This is a genomic window from Roseovarius sp. ZX-A-9 (genome assembly GCF_028369135.1).
Taxonomy (GTDB): Bacteria; Pseudomonadota; Alphaproteobacteria; order Rhodobacterales; family Rhodobacteraceae; genus Roseovarius.
On sequence record NZ_JAPWHW010000012.1, the window covers coordinates 38,093 to 55,593 of the forward strand.

The window sequence follows — 17,501 nt, forward strand, 5'->3', positions numbered from 1 at the left end:
GCGCCGACAGCAGCCCGCCTGACCTCTCCGGCAATGTATGAATAAACCGCGGACCGCAGATGACATCGCCGTGAAAAAAAGTCGGTCAGATCGCGACCGCACTGACGATATGCCTTGCCCATTTCCGCATTCTGCCGCGCCTCTCCCTGCAATCTAGGGTGAGACGCGGCAGCGCAGGTAGTCAAGTGAAAGCTATGTGAGCTGCTTTAGTGGGCCATGAACAATGGAAGGGTGGCGTGTTCCAGCAGATTGCGGGTTGCGCCGCCAAAGACGGCCTCGCGGAACCGCGAATGCCCATAAGCGCCGAGCACCATCAGGTCCGCATCCATATCCGCAGCATGCCGCATCAGAACATCCGACACGCGCGGTAGCGTCTTGGACAGCACATCAATCTCGACCCGCACGCCGTGCCGCGCCAGAAACTGCGACAAGAGCCCGCCGGGGTCCGAGCGGCCTGCACCGTGGGCGGGCGGATCGACGATGACCACATGCACCTTCTCGGCGCCTTGCAGGAACGGCAACGCCGCACGCACCGCTGTCATCGCTTCGGCGCTTTCATTCCAGCCGATGGCGATTCGCTGGGGTTTGACTGCAGGCTTTACGTCGTCGGGCACGATAAGGACTGGCACCTGGGCGTCAAAGAGGCAGGCTTCTGTCACTGGCTCCAGCTCTGTACCGCGCCCTTCGCCGTAGGGTTGCGGCAGGATCGCCAGATCAGCGAACCGCGCGCGCTGGGCCACCCGCCGCGGCAATTCGACAAGTTGCGCCACATCGGAATCGCAGGACCAGCGCAGTTCGCTCTTGGTCAGACGCGATCGCGCGGCGGCCATGATCTTGTGCGCTTCTTCGTCGGCGTGCGCGATCGACTGTTCCAGCACAAGCGCCGAAGCCCCGGCGTAGTAATACCCGGTTGAAGATCGGTCGACCCCCAGCGTCAGAACATCGAGATGCGCATCATACGCACGCGCCGCGTTCATCGCGCAATCAAGCGCGGGGGCCATGAGGCTTTCATCGGTGAGGATGGAGACGATCGATTTATAGGCCATGATATGCTCCGTGCAAAAAGGGGGAAGCGGGGCATCTGCCCCGCCGGTGATAGTGTCCACAGGCTGGTGTCAAGGCGCGCGACACGATACATCAGATATGTGCCTAGAATTTGGATTCAATTCCTTGATGCAGATCAAAGCAGGTGGTGCCGCAGCGCGGCAAGAACGCAAATGTCTAAATGCGCACGCGCGGTTCTGGTCGAATCGTGTGAAACAGGACGAAGGGACGTAACATGTCGAATTATTTCAAGCTGATCGTGCTTGGCCTGATCACGTTTCTGGCGTTGATCGCAGCAAATTACGCGCGCGATCTGGCCTATCTTGTCAACGCTCTCACAGTTGCGCTGGTCTCCGCAGGGATGTTCCTGTGGGTGCTGCGTAACACTGATGAGCCGCAGGAAACTGTTGATCTGTCAGGGGAATACATGGATGGCGTGATCCGCGCCGGGGTGATCGCAACCGCATTATGGGGTGTGGTCGGTTTCCTGGCGGGCACGTTTATCGCCTTTCAATTGGCGTTTCCGCAGCTCAATTTCGAATGGGCTGAAGGCTATGCGAATTTCGGGCGACTGCGGCCGCTTCACACCTCGGCGGTGATCTTTGCGTTCGGCGGCAACGCCCTGATTGCGACATCGTTCTACGTGGTCCAACGCACCAGCGCCGCACGGCTCTGGGGCGGAAATCTGGCATGGTTCGTTTTCTGGGGCTACCAGCTGTTCATCGTTTTGGCGGCAACCGGCTATCTTTTGGGCGCCACCCAATCCAAGGAATACGCAGAGCCGGAATGGTATGTGGACTGGTGGCTGACCGTTGTCTGGCTGGCGTATCTGGCGGTTTTCATCGGCACGCTGGTCAAGCGCCGCGAGCCGCATATCTACGTGGCAAACTGGTTCTACATGTCGTTCATCATCACCGTGGCCATGCTGCATGTGTTCAACAACCTCAGCATCCCGGTCAGCATCTTCGGCTCGAAATCCGTGCAGGTCTTCTCGGGTGTGCAGGACGCCATGGTGCAGTGGTGGTACGGGCATAACGCCGTGGGCTTTTTCCTGACGGCCGGCTTTCTGGGTATGATGTACTACTTCGTGCCGAAGCAGGCGGAACGTCCGGTCTTTTCGTACAAGTTGTCGATCATCCACTTCTGGGCGCTGATCTTCCTGTATATCTGGGCCGGTCCGCACCACTTGCACTACACGGCGCTGCCTGACTGGGCCTCGACCCTTGGCATGGTGTTCTCTATCATCCTGTGGATGCCCAGCTGGGGCGGCATGATCAACGGCCTGATGACGCTCAGCGGGGCTTGGGACAAGCTGCGTACCGATCCGATCATCAGGATGATGGTGATTTCCATCGGCTTTTACGGCATGTCCACGTTCGAGGGTCCGATGATGTCGATCCGTGCGGTCAACTCCTTGTCACATTACACCGACTGGACCATCGGCCACGTTCATTCCGGCGCATTGGGCTGGAACGGCATGATCACCTTTGGCGCGCTTTATTTCCTGGTGCCGAAGCTGTGGAACCGCGAGCGGCTCTATAGCCTGAGTCTGGTCAGCTGGCACTTCTGGTTGGCCACCATCGGGATCATCCTCTACGCGGCATCCATGTGGGTGACCGGCATCATGGAGGGCCTGATGTGGCGCGAAGTGGATGCCAATGGCTTCCTCGTGAACTCTTTCGCCGACACTGTGGCGGCCAAGTTCCCGATGCTGGTGGTGCGCGGTCTTGGCGGGGTGCTGTTCCTGCTGGGTGGCATCATCATGTGCTACAACCTTTACATGACCGTCAGACGGAGCCCTGCTGTGACAGCAGAAAACTCCGCTGTCCCGGCTGAATAAGAAAGGGGACCGGTAAATGGCAATCCTGGACAAACACGCAATCCTGGAAAAGAACGTGACCCTTCTGGCGATCTTCGCCTTCCTGGTGGTCACGATCGGGGGGCTCGTGCAGATCACGCCGCTCTTCTGGCTGGAAAATACCATCGAGGACGTGGAGGGCATGCGCCCCTACTCCCCGCTGGAGCTGACCGGGCGCGACATCTACGTGCGCGAAGGCTGCTACACCTGCCACAGCCAGATGATCCGTCCGATGCGCGACGAGGTCGAGCGCTATGGACACTACAGCCTTGCGGCAGAGTCGAAATACGATCACCCGTTTCAATGGGGGTCCAAGCGGACCGGGCCGGATCTTGCCCGTGTCGGCGGGCGCTACTCGGATGAATGGCACGTAGACCACCTGCGCAACCCGCAATCGGTCGTGCCGGAATCGGTGATGCCGAAATATGGCTATCTCGAAAGGGTGATGATCGAACCGACGCACATCACGGACCTGCTGAAGACGCACAAGCTGGTCGGGGTGCCCTATACCGACGAGATGATCGAGAACGCGGCGGCTGACTTCAAGGTGCAGATCGACCCGTTTGGCGATTACGATGCCATGCTGGAGCGGTATCCGGGCGCGCAGATCCGTAACTTTGACGGCAAGCCGGGTATTTCAGAGATGGATGCGCTGATCGCCTATCTGCAGATGTTGGGCACGCTGGTCGATTTCTCGACCTTCACGCCCGACGCCAGCCGCTAGGGAAAGGGGAGCGATATGGAAACCTATTCACTCTTGCGCGAATTTGCCGACAGCTGGATGCTCCTGGTTCTCTTCGCCTTTTTCGTCGGTGTGATCCTCTGGGTGTTCCGCCCGGGCGGCACCAAGAGCTACGAGGAACCGCGCAACATTCCGTTCCGTCACGAAGACAAGCCCGCGCCGCTCCGCAAACCCATTGATGCCAAGGAGGGTTGAGATCATGGCCAAGAAAACACCCAAGAAAATGGACGATGATCCCAGCACGACAGGCCATTCCTGGGACGGGATCGAAGAGTTCAACAACCCGCTGCCGCGCTGGTGGCTGTGGACCTTTTATGCCTGTATCGTCTGGGCCATCGGCTACTCTATCGCTTATCCAGCATGGCCGATGATCAACAGTGCCACCGCGGGCGTTCTGGGCTGGTCGACACGCGCAAACGTGATCACCGAGATTGCAGCCGTCGAAGAGGCCAATGCCGAGAACTGGGAGCAGTTGGCGGCGGTCGATCTGACACGGCTGGCCGAGAATCCCGAGCTGAACGACTATGCCACGAAGGCGGGTGCGTCAGTGTTCAAGACCTGGTGCGCACAATGCCACGGATCGGGGGCCGCAGGCGCCAAAGGGTATCCCAACCTGCTGGACAATGACTGGCTCTGGGGCGGTGACATCGAGTCGATTTACACCACCATCGCGCATGGTGTCCGCAACGAGGAAGACGCGGATGCGCATTATTCCGAGATGCCCGCCTTTGGTGAGATTCTGTCGCGCGACGAGATTGAACAGGTGGTGAACTACGTGATGTCGCTGTCGGGCACACCGCGCGATGAGAGCCTTGTCAGTGCGGGCGAAACCGTCTTTGCCGACAATTGCGCCGCCTGCCATGGCGAGGATGCCAGTGGCGATCAGATGCAGGGCGCGCCGAACCTGAAGGACGCGATCTGGCTCTATGGTGGGGATTATGACACCGTGAAGACCACCGTGACCTATAGCCGCTTTGGCGTCATGCCGGCGTGGAGCGGACGCCTGACCGATGCCGAAGTGCGCGCGGTTGCAGCCTATGTCCACCAGTTGGGCGGCGGCGAATAGCCCCTTTGGGCGGTCAAATACCCGCAGGCCGGTTTCGGCCCGCGGGGAGGCACCGGCCTCCCGTCCTGTTCGCGCGTTTCAGGGAGGGCCGGTGCCAATTTCCCCTGAAAATACAAGAAAATGCTCAGTGAATGAGCCAAACCCCCATCATATGTTGATGAGGCGATGCGGCACGGTTGCCCATGACCTGAAGGCGCCTTGAACCTTTATAGAACTTACTCACAAGGATCAGAGAGAGTCCTTGCCGCGCCAAGAGATTAATCTTGCTTGGCGAACAGGATAGGCTTGCGCATTCGCAGAACAGTCATTTTTATGAAAGTCGCCCATGCATGTATTGACTGTCCTAGATCACCCCGACCCATCCTCGTTCAGCGCGGCTGTTGCCCGGCAATTCATGGCTGGCGGCAAATCGGCTGGCCATTCCGTCGAGCTTGCGGATCTGCATGCCGAAGGTTTCGACCCGCGTTGGACGATGGAAGACATTGCCGCAGATCGCGGCGAAACCACACCGTCGGACGTGGCCAAAGAACAAGAACGGATCGCGCGCGCAGATGCGATATGCCTTGTTTTCCCGCTGTATTGGTGGGGCATGCCATCCATGATGAAAGGCTGGGTTGATCGCGTGTGGTCTTGGGGATGGGCCTACGATCAGATGGATGATCCGGAAGGGTCCCTTCAACCGTCCCGGTCCGGCGTTCTTTTGGTACCTGCTGCTGCGCGATCGGACGAAGTGGAGGATGCTGGTTACCTCGCCGCGTTGGATACAGCGTGGATGAAGGGGACATTTGGGTATTTCGGGTTTTCTCCACGAAGGCTGGAGGTGCTTCATGGCTCGAAAGGGTCAGAAAATCGCAGGCAGGCTCTGTTGGAGAAAAGCTATCACGTTGGCCAGACCTTGGCGCCACCCGCACCGCATAACGTAAAAGGCTCAGCACCGGGGTGCTAAGCCTTGATTGTTTCTAGCGGCATGCGTTGCCCGTCACAGGCTGTACCCAGCGGCTGCCTCGCCAGGGCCAGCGGCGGGAGTGACCGCCGAACCTGGCGAGGGTGCGCTGGGTTTCGGGATCAATCACGCCGACGCGCGACGGTATGCGCCTCGACCTCTGCGTCCTTGCGGGTGTCAAAGCGTTGATAATCGCCCCAATGGTTGGTCGTTTCAGAGCGGGTAGCGGTCAAGAAAGATTTTGCGAAGATACTCAGCATGGGATGTCCTTTCGACTGCTGTGTTGATGACTTGAATATGGGGCATGTCCTGTCATGATGCCATTCAGGAACATTTCTGATGTGTAAGGAAATCTAACATCATGGATTGGCAATCGCTCCCGCCTCTGACGGCATTGCGCGCCTTCGCCGCACTGGCCGAGACTGGATCGGCCAGCGCGGCGGGCGCGCGGCTCAATGTCAGCCATGCCGCGATCAGCCAGCAGGTCAAGGCGCTGGAGGCGCATATGGGGCTGTCGCTGGTGGATCGGTCGGGCCGGGCGTTGTCGCTCACGACCGAAGGCGAGATGCTGGCGGTATCGCTGGCCGAGGGGTTTGGCGCGATTGCGCTATGTGTGGCACAGCTAACAGGTGCGGATGCCGAGCGACCGTTGCAGATCTCGACGACGCCGCAATTCGCCGCCAACTGGCTGATGCCGCGCTTGCGCGATTTCCAAACCTTCCATCCGGGCATCGATCTGATGGTCAACCCGTCGCCAGTGCGCGCCGATCCCACGCCCGGCGGTATTGATCTGGCCGTGCGGTTCGGCGCCGGGTCTTGGCCGGGGCTGGAGGCGGAATTGCTGGTGCCCACCGACATCGTCGTGGTGGCGGCGCCATCGTTGGTCGGCGACCGGGTGTTCGAGCAGGCAAGTGATTTGCTGGAGTTTCCCTGGCTTGACGAGCTGGAGGCGCTGCAGGCGCAGGACTGGCTCTATAGCGCGGGCGTGACCGAGGGGCGTGCGAAGTCGGTGACGATGCTGCCCGGCAACCTGATGCTGGAAGGCGCGCGCGACGGTCAGGGCATTGCCGTGCTGACCGCGAAATGGGTGGAGCGCGACGTGGCCGAAGGCAGGCTGCGCATCCTTTTCCGCGACAAGGGCGAAACGGGCTATTACATCGTGACGCGCGCTGATGTGCTGCGTCCGCCCGCCCGGACTTTCGTGCGCTGGCTGCGTCGCCACCGGGAAGATGGCGTGGTCCCGGAGTAAAACCGGCGCTCCCGCTCATGACAATGCGGTCGCAAATGACCTTAGCCCACATGATGTGAGGTTGATTACCGGGGCGCGCTGCATAAATCATCAATTTGAGACTCGGAATTTGATGCAGGTCAATGCTGTGCTCTGTGCACGCTGCGACAAAGGGCCAATAATGCCCGCAAGATCGGAGTGATTCCCCGTGGCCGATGCCCCTGATACCGCCCCTCCCAACCTCTATGCCGCCCGCGAGCCGATCTTCCCCAAGAAGGTCTACGGTAAATTCCGTAACCTCAAATGGGCGATCATGGCCATCACGCTGGGCATTTACTACATAACGCCCTGGATTCGTTGGGATCGTGGCCCGAACCTGCCGGATCAGGCGGTGCTGATCGATTTGGCAAACCGCCGGTTCTACTTCTTCTGGATCGAGATATGGCCGCACGAGTTCTATTTCGTCGCGGGCCTGCTGGTGATGGCGGGGCTTGGCCTGTTCCTGTTCACTTCGGCGCTCGGGCGGGTCTGGTGCGGCTATGCCTGCCCGCAGACCGTCTGGACCGACCTGTTCATCCTGGTGGAACGCTGGATCGAAGGGGATCGCAACGCCCGCCTGCGGCTGCATCGGCAGAGCAAATGGGATTTCCGCAAGGCGCGTCTTCGGCTGACGAAATGGATCACATGGCTGCTGATCGCCGTGGCGACGGGCGGCGCGTGGATCTTCTATTTTGCAGATGCGCCGACGCTGCTTGTTGATCTCTTTACTCTGAACGCCCACCCGGTGGCCTATACCACCGTGGCGATCCTGACCGCGACGACCTTTGTCTTTGGTGGGTTCGCGCGTGAACAGATCTGCATCTATGCCTGCCCCTGGCCGCGCATTCAGGCGGCGATGCTGGACGAGGACACGCTGACCGTTGCCTATCGCGAATGGCGCGGCGAACCCCGTGGCAAGAGCAACGTGCGCCGGCGCGACGCCGCAAAGGCCGCCGCAGCCGAGGCTGCGTCGCGGGCGGCAGGGCCGGGGGGCGCGAAATATGCGCCCACCCCTTATCCGGGCGTGCCGCTGAACGATCCCACCGCTATTGCCGCCGCCAAGGAGGAGCCGGGCGATTGCATCGACTGCATGGCCTGCGTCAACGTCTGCCCGATGGGGATCGACATCCGCGACGGGCAGCAGATGGAGTGCATCACCTGCGCGCTGTGTATTGATGCCTGCGACGACATCATGGCCAAGATCGGCAAGCCGCGCGGGTTGATCGACTACATGGCGCTCACCGACGAGCAGAACGAGCGTGCGGGCAAGCCTCCGCGCCCGATCATCAAGCATATCCTGCGCCCGCGCACGCTGATGTATAGCGGGTTGTGGGCGCTGGTCGGCGTCGGCTTGGTCTTTGCGCTGTTTATCCGGTCCGACATAGAAATGACCGTGGCCCCGGTGCGTAACCCCACCTTCGTGACCATGTCCGACGGCACGATCCGCAACACTTATGAGGTGCGGCTGCTGAACAAACATGGTGAAGCGCGCCCCTTCGTCCTGTCGGTCACGGGCGATGCGGCAATTCGGCTGTCGCTGGAGGGGATCGAGGGTGATACAATCACCGTGCCCGCAGACGACACCACCAATCAGCGGGTTTATCTGGAGGCGCCAGCCGGATCGCAAGCGGCGCAGAGCGCGCGCACCGATGTGCGGCTGTGGGTCGAGGACGAGGCGAATGGCGAACGCGCCAGCAAGAGCACCGTGTTCAACGGAAAGGCACAGAGATGACTGAGCGGCAAATTACCGGGCGGCAGGTATTCTTCGGTTTTTCTGCCGCGTTCGGTGTCATCATCGCTGTCAACCTCGCGTTGGCCTATAACGCGGTGCGGACCTTTCCGGGGCTTGAGGTCGCCAATTCCTATGTCGCGAGTCAGCAGTTTGATATCCGCCGCACGGCGCAGGAGGGGTTGGGCTGGCAGGTCGAGGCTTCGCATCATGCGGGCATTCTGACACTGGCCATCACTGGGGAGGACGGCGCCCCGGTAGAGGTGGCAACACTCGACGCGGTTCTTGGGCGCGCGACCAATGTGCGGGATGATGTGACGCCCGATTTCACTTTTGACGGGCAGGCCTACACCGCTCCGCTCGATCTGGGCGCGGGCAATTGGAACATTCGCATGCTGGCCACGGCTGAGGACGGGACCGAATTTCGCCAGCGCGTTGTGCTGATCAAGAGATGACCGTCGCGCTGCATCCTCCGGCTTCGGCCTGTCCGGCCTGCGCTGTTGCCCCGGCCGCGCTGGAGGTGGCAGGCGCGCAAGAGGCACAGCCCGGCGAGATAGTCCTCTCGCTTCCGACGATCCACTGCGCGGCCTGCATCGCAAAGGTCGAGGGCGGGCTGGCCCGGCATGAAGGCGTCAACGCCGTGCGGGTGAACCTGACACTCAAGCGCGCCACGATCGACGCGGCACCCGACGTGACTGCCTCCGACATGATCGAAGCGCTGGCCGCACTGGGCTATGAAGCACATGAATTGGACGCCGGCGCGCTGAGCGCCACGGCGACGGACCGGGCGGGTCGTGACCTGCTGATGCGCCTTGCCGTTGCGGGTTTTGCCAGCATGAATGTGATGCTGCTGTCGGTCGCGGTCTGGTCCGGGGCCGAGGACGCGACGCGCGACATGTTCCACTGGATCTCGGCGGCCATTGCGCTGCCTGCCATCGCCTTTTCCGGTCAGCCGTTTTTCCGCAACGCATGGGCTGCGCTGCGGGCGGGGCGGCTGAACATGGATGTTCCGATCACGCTGGCGATCCTGCTGGCGATCGGCACATCGCTTTGGGAAACCGCGCTGAGCGGCCACCACGCCTATTTCGACGCGGCGCTCACGCTGACCTTCTTCCTGCTGGCCGGGCGCTATCTTGACCATCGCACGCGGGCCATTGCGCGCTCTGCCGCCGAAGAGCTGACCGCGCTCGAAGTGCCGCGCGCGTGGCTGTTAGAGGACGGCACCGAGCGCGAAGTGCCGGTGGCACAATTACGGGCCGGCGATCTGATCGTGGTGCGGCCCGGCGGGCGGATGCCGGTCGACGGTGAGATTGAGGCCGGAGTGTCCGAACTCGACCGCGCCTTGCTGACGGGCGAAACCCTGCCGGTATTTGCCGGGCCGGGGCAGGCGGTGTCGGCGGGCGAGTTGAACCTGACCGGGCCGCTGACCGTCCGCGCCACCGCCGTGGGACGTGATACGTCGCTGCACCGCATGGCTGATCTGGTCGCGGTGGCCGAATCCGGGCGCGCCAATTACACATCACTGGCTGACAAGGCGGCCAAGCTCTATGCGCCGGGGGTGCATATCCTGTCGGCGCTGGCATTCCTTGGCTGGTATCTGGCCACGTTCGACATGCGGACCGCGCTCAACATTGCCGCCGCCGTTCTGATCATCACCTGCCCCTGCGCGCTGGGCCTTGCGGTGCCTGCGGTGACGACAGCGGCCAGCGGGCGGCTCTTTCGGCGCGGCATGCTGATCAAGGATGGGACAGCGCTGGAGCGGCTGGCAGAGGTCGATACCGTGGTATTCGACAAGACCGGCACGCTGACCACGGGCACGCCTGTGCTGATGGGGTTGGACCAGATCGACACGCGCGAGGCAGGCATTGCGCTGGCGCTGGCGATGGGGTCGGCGCATCCGCTGTCGCGGGCGATCGTGCAGGCGGGGCAGGCGGCAGGTATTGCGCCTGCGTCGGTCAGCGAGATCGAGGAGGTGCCGGGCTACGGGACCCGCGGTATCTGGCAGGGGCAGGTCGTCCGGCTTGGTCGCGCGTCCTGGGTGGGCGCCGTGCCGCTGGCGGTCACTGCGAGTTACCTGCAGGTGGGCGAGTGCGCTCCGATCTCCCTGCAATTCGAAGACCGGTTGCGGGACGGCGCAGCTGACACGGTTGCGCAGTTCATCGCTCGCGGGTTCGAAGTCTACCTGATTTCCGGCGACAGCGCTCCCAGCGTCGAGGCGATGGCTGAACGGCTCGGGATCACCCGTTGGATGGCCGAGACGCTGCCTGCGGACAAGGCCGCGCGGGTGGCGGCGCTGGGCGAAGCGGGCCGCCGCGTGCTGATGGTCGGGGATGGGCTGAACGACACCGCCGCACTGGCGGCGGCACATGTGTCGATTTCGCCTGCCAGCGCGCTTGATGCGGCGCGCGTGGCGTCGGACATGGTGCTGCTGGGGTCTGATCTGGGCGTGCTGGCCGAGGCCAGTACCATCGCCAAATCCGCCACCAGACGGATCCGCGAGAATTTCCGCATCGCCACCGTCTACAATCTGGTCGCGGTGCCGCTGGCGGTGGCGGGGTTGGCGACGCCGTTGATCGCGGCGCTGGCGATGTCCAGCAGTTCGATCATTGTTTCGCTCAATGCCTTGCGGCTGCGCGGGGGGCGGGGATGAATATTCTGGTCTACCTCATCCCGGTTTCGCTGTTCCTTGGGGGGATCGGGCTGGTCGCGTTCATCTATACGGTGCGCAGCAACCAATATGACGACCCCGAGGGCGACAGCCGTCGCATCCTGTCGGACGAGTGGGACGACCGGCCCAAGCCGTAGGCGCCCGCGTGGCCGCTCAGGCGGCACTCCGTGCGTCAGGGCTGTCGGCCAGATCAAGGCTGTCATCACCTGCCTGCCGCAGAACCAGCTCTGCCTCGGTCCGTTTGATCACCATGCGCGCCGTCGGCCGATAGCTGAGCGGGTCCGACGCAAGGCGCGGGAGCGCGCGGTGGATTTCTGCGCGCGTGGCAGCCTCAAACGCCCCCAACCCGACAGGTTCGGGGTGAAAGCTTTCGCAGGCAAGGCCCGCGGCTCGCAGCACATGGTGACCGGCCAGAAGGATGTGATGGTAGCACACCGGCATGGGAACGGGGGCATGCCCGATGCCGCGATGCCCCACGAGAGCCTTGGCCGGAGCGAAGACTTCTCTTTCCCCGAAATAGAGTGCGCAGAGCGGATGCGACAGCACGGCGCGGTGGTTGGGGGACAGGTAGAGATCTTGCAACGGCGTGCCGGGGCCGAACGCGCCCGCCGGAATGCGCACCGGGCGTAGTGCCGGATCGCCGCTGTGGTTCAGCGGCAGGGTCCGCCCCCCGGCCCAGATCACGGGCTGCAGCCCGGCGTCTTCGGTCCAGACCAGATCGCCCGCGCGCAGCGTCTCGACAGGGCGCGGCCCTTGCGCCGTCAGGATCGGCGTGCCGCTGACAAAGCAGGGCACCGTGTCGGGGTTTGGTGTCGACTGCACATCGTAGCTGGTGCCGCCATCGCTGGATTCCAGAGATTCGCCCGCTCCCGTGGGGCCGAGCGCGGTGGAGGTCATGCCAATGGCCGGGCCGTTGGTTGCGGTCACGATGCTGTCGAAGGACACGAATTGCGTCACGATGCCATCGACGACCAATGCGGCCGCACCGTCCTTGTGCACTCCGGTGAAGCTGGCGGATGTGGCTTGGTCGATTACATAGACATCGCGCCCGGCGACGGTGCCATCCACTGCCCCCAGATCGTTGACCGAACGCACTGTACCGTTGGGGTGGTAGATGATGACCTGGATGTTGCTGACATCCAGCCCCTGATTCACGGCCACTTCGATGAAATCGAGACTGCCCGCACCAAGGAACTTCAATTCAGAGAAATAGGGATCGGGCATGGCACACCTGTAAAAGGACTGGTGCCAGTGTCGCAAAGCATAGTGATCAAACTGTGATCCAAATGGGGCGTAGCCCCCCGCAGGCACGCCATAATCACGGTCAGGCGACCCTGCGTTTTGCCTTGCCGTAGCAGGGCGGGTCGGGTCAGCCCGGTTCAATCATGAAGCAGGTGAATTTCTTGGCGTGAAGTCGACGGCAGGCCAGATCGGCGGTTTCGCGGGTCAGTCCCATAAAATTGGCGTCGAACCCGTTCGACCGTTTCACGACCTTGCGCAAGGACCCGTCAAGCGTGCTGATTTCGCTCAGCGCGGTTTTGAGAAGGACTTTGTGCGCCTTGTACTGGCTGGGATAGCGGCCCACGTTTACGCCCCAGTTGCGCCCGCCCGAAGTGGAGATGCGGGTGACGACCTCGCGCACCGGGTCGGACTGGGCATCGGAGACCAGTGATGCCGGGCGGGTCACAGGCTTGACCGTGTCCGTCGGCAATGCGGCGACCATCACTTTTTCGACGCTGACTTTCGGTTCCGGTTTCGGTGCGCTCTTGGCGGCAAGGGTTGCGGCCTGCGCGGCCATCACGGCCTTTTCGATATCCGACTGAGATGCAATCAGCACCGGCTCTGCGGTGGTGGCGGGCGCTTCGGGGACCGGGCGCGCATGTGGTCTGAGGCTCTTCTTGACGGCGGCGGCACTGGCCAGCCGAACGGTGCGACCGACGCCACCGGGGGTGCCAGCCTTGCCCATGTAGGGTGGTACCTTTGGCTTTACGACGGCCACGCGCGTGGGGGCGCGGCGAAAGCCGAGGTCGAGTAGCTCTGCCACCCGCGCGTTGCGCGTTGCGGTGGAGCGCCCGCCGAAGACAGTGGCAATCACTCGCTCGCTACCGCGTTCGGCGCTGGCCACGAGGTTGAACCCGGCCGCGCGGGTATAGCCGGTCTTGATCCCGTCTGCGCCCTTGTAGGAATTCAGCAGCCGCCGGTTGGTGTGCTGAACGGTGCGCACGCCGGCATAGGCCTCGCGGCGGGAAAACAGGTTATAATATTCGGGATAGTCGTAAAACAGGTGCCGCCCCAGCACGGTCATGTCCCGCGCGGTGGACAGATGCCCCGATTCCGTCAGCCCATGCGCGTTCTTGAAGGTGGTGCGGGTCATGCCCAGTGCCTTGGCGGTGCGGTTCATCCGGCGGGCAAACTTGGCTTCCGAGCCCTCGATGGCTTCGGCGATGGCGGTGGCGGCGTCATTCGCCGACTTTACCGCCGCCGCGCGGATGAGAAACCGCAGCTTGATCCGCTGCCCGGCCTTGAGGCCCAGTTTCGAAGGGGGTTCATTCGCGGCATGGCTCGACACCAGTACGGTGTCGTCAAGGCTGATCTCGCCGTTTTCGATGGCCTCGAAGGCGATATAAAGCGTCATCATCTTGGTCAGCGAAGCCGGATGGAGCCGGCTATCGGCGTTTTCCGCGTGCAGCACCTTGCCCGTTCGGGCATCCATAACCAGCGCCGCGTAAGGTGCCGCCGCCGCGCTTAGCGGGACGATCACGAACATCCAGATCGTGGCGATGGCCAACAGACCCCACCGGATCGGCTGCGTTTTCCGAGCCTTCATGGAACTACTACTCTTCTTCTGCCTCGCGCCGCCGGTTTTCCGGCTGGCATTTATTATGCTCAGAAGGCTAGCACATGAAGGAATCTCGATAAAGCCCTCATTTTAATTGAATTAATGTCATTTGACATAACGTGCCATCCACATGTTGGGCGCCGTGCAGATCCACCCACAACACTGTCCAATGTGGCAGCATTGTGGCGAATCCGGGCGGAAAATGTGGCGGGGCAGGGGCGGGTTTTTCAGCCGTCACGCAGGGCTTGCGTGTATCGTTTCGGGCGGGGTTCCCGCAGGGCGGCACTCCACCGGCGGCCGTCTATCTGACGAGTTTCGCAACCTCTCCGTGCCGGTGGCAAGTGACCAGATGATCGTTCACGAGCCCGCATGCCTGCATGAACGCATAGACGATGGTCGGCCCGCAAAAGGTGAAACCACGCTTCTTGAGGTCCTTCGAAATCGCTGTGGACAGCGGTGTGTGCGCGGGGACGTCGGCCATGCTGTCCCAGGTGTTTTGCATCGGCACGCCATCGACATAGCCCCAGAGATAGTTGTCGAACCCCTGTTCGGCTTCGATGCGCTGCCAGGCGCGCGCATTCTTGATCGTCGCCTCGATCTTGCCGCGGTGCCGTATGATGCCCGGATCAGCCAGCAGGCGGTTGACCTCGGGCTCGCCCCAAAGGGCAATCACATCGGGGTCGAACCCGGCAAATGCCGCGCGAAAATTATCGCGCTTTTTCAATATGGTAATCCAGCTCAATCCGGCCTGGAACCCGTCAAGAATCAGCTTCTCCCATAGGGCGCGGCTGTCATATTCCGGCACGCCCCATTCGGTGTCGTGATAGGTCATGTAAATTGCCTCGTGCCCCACCCAATCGCATCGCTGGCTCATCCCGGCCTCCGTCAGTTCGTTCAAATTGTCACCTTAACTGTTCCTTATCTCCAAAGGAGGAGGCTGGGCGAGGAAAATTCGGAGAGGCTGATGAGCGCGCATATCAAACGCAAATGGGCTGACGTTCCGGCGGACCATATGGATCCGCTGTCATATGCCGTCTCTGCCCGGGACCGGTCGGTGATTTCCATGGTGGATCAGGTGGTGCGGCACAAACAGGTCGTGCTGGCCTTTCAGCCGGTCGTGGCGGCAGGCCGGGCCACCCGCGTCGCGTTTTACGAGGGGTTGATCCGCGTTCTGGACGAAACCGGGCGGATCATCCCGGCAAGGGATTTCATAGATGTGATCGAATCCACCGAAACGGGGCGCGTGATTGACTGCCTGGCCCTGGAAAATGGGCTGCGCAGGCTGGCACGGCATGACGACCTGCGGCTGGCGATCAACATGTCGGCACGCTCGATCGGGTGCGAGCCGTGGATGCAGACCCTGCGAAACGGCCTCGGGGCCCATCCGAGCGTGGGTGAGCGCCTTATCCTGGAAATCACCGAAAGCTCGGCGATGATCGTGCCAGAACTGGTGGTGAGCTTCATGGAAGAGGCGCAGAAAAACGGGATCAGTTTCGCGCTGGATGATTTCGGGGCTGGCTTCACCTCGTTCCGGTATCTCAAGCAGTTTTACTTCGACATCCTCAAGATCGATGGCCAGTTCATTCGCGGCATCGCGCAGGACCCGGACAATCAGGTGCTGACCACCGCGCTGGCCACCATCGCGCGGCAGTTCGACATGTTCACCGTCGCAGAGAGCGTCGAGCTGGCCGAGGATGCCGCCTACCTGACCTCTATCGGAATTGACTGTCTGCAGGGCCATATCTTTGGCGCGCCGACGGTCAACCCGACGTGGCTGAATGCGGGGGCGGCCTGTGCCAGCGCCTGAGCGTTCTCCACCAGATGTGACAATGCGACCGTTGAAGCGACCCCGTGCATGCGATATGTGGTGAGGCAGGAGGGTGGGGATGCCGCCGGGCGCGGCGCTGAGCCGTCGCGTGTCGCAATCACTGCCAACCGGGAAATTTTTCTGGTGGAGAGACGTATACATGACCAACGTTGTTATTGCATCCGCAGCCCGCACGGCTGTCGGCTCTTTCGGGGGCGCGTTCGCAAACACGCCTGCGCATGATCTGGGCGCCGCCGTACTTGAGGCCGTCGTGGAACGTGCCGGGATCGACAAATCCGAAGTGTCCGAAACAATTCTCGGTCAGGTTCTGACCGCGGCCCAGGGCCAGAACCCTGCGCGTCAGGCACATATCAACGCCGGTCTGCCGATCGAAAGCTCCGCTTGGGGTCTCAACCAGGTGTGTGGCTCTGGCCTGCGTGCCGTCGCGTTGGGCGCGCAAAATATCCAGTTGGGTGATGCCTCGATCATCTGTGCGGGCGGGCAGGAAAACATGACGCTCAGCCCCCATGCCGCGAATCTGCGCGCCGGGCACAAGATGGGCGATATGAAATACATCGACACGATGATCCGCGATGGCCTGTGGGATGCGTTCAACGGCTACCACATGGGTCAGACCGCTGAAAACGTCGCCGAGCAATGGCAGATCAGCCGCGAGATGCAGGACGAATTCGCCGTCGCCAGCCAGAACAAGGCCGAAGCGGCGCAGAAGGCAGGGAAATTCGACGACGAAGTGATCGCGTTCACCGTCAAGACCCGCAAGGGCGATATCGTCGTGGACAAGGACGAATATATCCGCCACGGCGCGAATATCGAAGCCATGCAGAAGATGCGCCCGGCCTTTACCAAGGACGGCAGCGTGACTGCTGCCAACGCTTCGGGCCTCAACGATGGCGCCGCCGCAACCCTGTTGATGAGCGCTGACGAAGCCAACAATCGTGGCATTGAACCGCTGGCGCGCATCGCCAGCTACGCCACTGCGGGGGTCGACCCGTCGATCATGGGCGTCGGCCCGATCTATGCCAGCCGCAAGGCGCTGGAAAAGGCGGGATGGTCCGTGAACGACCTTGATCTGGTCGAGGCCAACGAAGCCTTTGCCGCGCAGGCATGTGCCGTCAACAAGGAGATGGGCTGGGATCCGGCCATCGTGAACGTGAACGGCGGCGCGATCGCCATCGGCCACCCGATCGGTGCCTCGGGCTGCCGGATTTTGAACACCCTGCTCTTCGAGATGAAGCGCCGGGGGGCCAAGAAGGGCCTCGCGACACTCTGCATCGGTGGCGGCATGGGAGTCGCCATGTGCGTCGAGCGGGACTGACGCGGCGGCCGAGGGTATAGAGCATAAAAAAGGGCGCCGATTTCGGCGCCCTTTTTTGGGAGCGCGGCCCAGCATTGCCAAATAAGTCGGGCGAAAGGGCAAATCGGAAGAGTAATAATATTGCGCACCGGAGGTCAAAATAGTAACAGAGTTACTAGTCCAACTTACATCACTCACTCAAGACACGGATATGAAGGAGAGA

16 protein-coding genes are annotated in these 17,501 nt (G+C 61.9%); 12 read left to right on the plus strand and 4 right to left on the minus strand.

Annotated features, from left to right (window positions below; translation table 11 throughout):
* Nucleotides 1-206 precede the first annotated feature (206 nt).
* The gene (locus O3306_RS12985; protein WP_272008000.1) at nucleotides 207-1,046 is read right to left on the minus strand and encodes a universal stress protein; all 840 of its coding nucleotides are present in this window, start codon (nucleotides 1,044-1,046) and stop codon (nucleotides 207-209) included.
* 233 nt (nucleotides 1,047-1,279) lie between these two features.
* Here O3306_RS12985 and ccoN point away from each other — a divergent pair, with 233 nt between their 5' ends.
* From ccoN to ccoS, 10 genes are all read left to right on the plus strand, one after another.
* Complete coding sequence (gene ccoN / locus O3306_RS12990; protein WP_272008002.1) at nucleotides 1,280-2,884, plus strand: cytochrome-c oxidase, cbb3-type subunit I; 1,605 nt, start codon at nucleotides 1,280-1,282, stop codon at nucleotides 2,882-2,884.
* A 16-nt stretch (nucleotides 2,885-2,900) separates the two neighbouring features.
* The gene (gene ccoO, locus O3306_RS12995) at nucleotides 2,901-3,626 is read left to right on the plus strand and encodes a cytochrome-c oxidase, cbb3-type subunit II (RefSeq protein ID WP_272008004.1); all 726 of its coding nucleotides are present in this window, start codon (nucleotides 2,901-2,903) and stop codon (nucleotides 3,624-3,626) included.
* 15 nt (nucleotides 3,627-3,641) lie between these two features.
* Nucleotides 3,642-3,839 (plus strand): cbb3-type cytochrome c oxidase subunit 3, encoded by a 198-nt coding sequence (locus O3306_RS13000; protein WP_272008006.1) that lies wholly within the window; start codon nucleotides 3,642-3,644, stop codon nucleotides 3,837-3,839.
* Between the two features lie 4 nt (nucleotides 3,840-3,843).
* Complete coding sequence (gene ccoP, locus O3306_RS13005; RefSeq protein ID WP_272008008.1) at nucleotides 3,844-4,710, plus strand: cytochrome-c oxidase, cbb3-type subunit III; 867 nt, start codon at nucleotides 3,844-3,846, stop codon at nucleotides 4,708-4,710.
* Between the two features lie 325 nt (nucleotides 4,711-5,035).
* Nucleotides 5,036-5,656, plus strand: a complete 621-nt coding sequence (locus O3306_RS13010) for an NAD(P)H-dependent oxidoreductase (protein ID WP_272008010.1) — start codon at nucleotides 5,036-5,038, stop codon at nucleotides 5,654-5,656.
* A 358-nt stretch (nucleotides 5,657-6,014) separates the two neighbouring features.
* A complete protein-coding gene (locus O3306_RS13015; protein ID WP_272008012.1) occupies nucleotides 6,015-6,902 on the plus strand; it encodes a LysR family transcriptional regulator in 888 nt (295 codons plus the stop codon).
* 187 nt (nucleotides 6,903-7,089) lie between these two features.
* Entirely contained in the window at nucleotides 7,090-8,652 is a 1,563-nt protein-coding gene (gene ccoG, locus O3306_RS13020; protein WP_272008014.1) for a cytochrome c oxidase accessory protein CcoG, read from the plus strand.
* Entirely contained in the window at nucleotides 8,649-9,104 is a 456-nt protein-coding gene (locus tag O3306_RS13025) for a FixH family protein (RefSeq protein ID WP_272008016.1), read from the plus strand. The genes ccoG and O3306_RS13025 overlap by 4 nt, the downstream gene beginning before the upstream one ends.
* Nucleotides 9,101-11,299 (plus strand): heavy metal translocating P-type ATPase, encoded by a 2,199-nt coding sequence (locus tag O3306_RS13030; protein ID WP_272008018.1) that lies wholly within the window; start codon nucleotides 9,101-9,103, stop codon nucleotides 11,297-11,299. Before O3306_RS13025 ends, O3306_RS13030 begins: the two co-directional genes overlap by 4 nt.
* Entirely contained in the window at nucleotides 11,296-11,454 is a 159-nt protein-coding gene (ccoS, locus tag O3306_RS13035; RefSeq protein ID WP_272008020.1) for a cbb3-type cytochrome oxidase assembly protein CcoS, read from the plus strand. The genes O3306_RS13030 and ccoS overlap by 4 nt, the downstream gene beginning before the upstream one ends.
* A gap of 16 nt (nucleotides 11,455-11,470) precedes the next feature.
* On the opposite strand, the gene O3306_RS13040 is transcribed toward ccoS, so the two are convergent.
* From O3306_RS13040 to O3306_RS13050, 3 genes are all read right to left on the minus strand, one after another.
* Complete coding sequence (locus O3306_RS13040) at nucleotides 11,471-12,541, minus strand: Hint domain-containing protein (RefSeq protein ID WP_272008022.1); 1,071 nt, start codon at nucleotides 12,539-12,541, stop codon at nucleotides 11,471-11,473.
* 145 nt (nucleotides 12,542-12,686) lie between these two features.
* A complete protein-coding gene (locus O3306_RS13045; protein ID WP_272008023.1) occupies nucleotides 12,687-14,144 on the minus strand; it encodes a D-alanyl-D-alanine carboxypeptidase family protein in 1,458 nt (485 codons plus the stop codon).
* A gap of 313 nt (nucleotides 14,145-14,457) precedes the next feature.
* Nucleotides 14,458-15,030, minus strand: coding sequence for a DNA-3-methyladenine glycosylase I (locus O3306_RS13050; protein ID WP_272008199.1), 573 nt, complete (start codon nucleotides 15,028-15,030; stop codon nucleotides 14,458-14,460).
* A 90-nt stretch (nucleotides 15,031-15,120) separates the two neighbouring features.
* Here O3306_RS13050 and O3306_RS13055 point away from each other — a divergent pair, with 90 nt between their 5' ends.
* Together O3306_RS13055 and O3306_RS13060 are read left to right on the plus strand one after the other, a co-directional pair.
* Nucleotides 15,121-15,963, plus strand: coding sequence for an EAL domain-containing protein (locus O3306_RS13055; RefSeq protein WP_272008025.1), 843 nt, complete (start codon nucleotides 15,121-15,123; stop codon nucleotides 15,961-15,963).
* Nucleotides 15,964-16,123: 160 nt separating this feature from the next.
* Nucleotides 16,124-17,299, plus strand: a complete 1,176-nt coding sequence (locus tag O3306_RS13060; protein WP_272008027.1) for an acetyl-CoA C-acetyltransferase — start codon at nucleotides 16,124-16,126, stop codon at nucleotides 17,297-17,299.
* Nucleotides 17,300-17,501: the final 202 nt, after the last annotated feature.